We start from the raw sequence: 211 nt of genomic DNA, 5'->3' as shown, positions 1-211 counted from the left end.
TAGTACTTCATTGATTTTAGGCATGACATCTTCACCATCCACAAAATCAGGTGAATTACTACGGTTACTAATTGCAGTATGTAAAACAGCGAGCCCTTCTGTAATATTAATTTTTTCTCCTGAGAACTGTGCTTTTATTGCGCTAACCAAATCAACTTCTTTATCAAGATCTAACAGACTTGTAAAAATTTCTTCAGTGATTAGATTCTTA

At 33.2% G+C, this 211-nt stretch carries 1 pseudogene; it reads right to left on the bottom strand.

Annotation, left to right across the window (positions count from 1 at the left end):
• Nucleotides 1–211: pseudogene (gene pgi, locus V6256_RS16080) on the bottom strand (glucose-6-phosphate isomerase); the annotation flags it as partial.

The organism is Psychromonas aquatilis, from assembly GCF_038155185.1.
GTDB lineage: Bacteria > Pseudomonadota > Gammaproteobacteria > Enterobacterales > Psychromonadaceae > Psychromonas > Psychromonas aquatilis.
The sequence above is the reverse complement of the archived record's forward strand: the minus strand, read 5'-3'. Positions and strand labels throughout refer to the sequence as shown.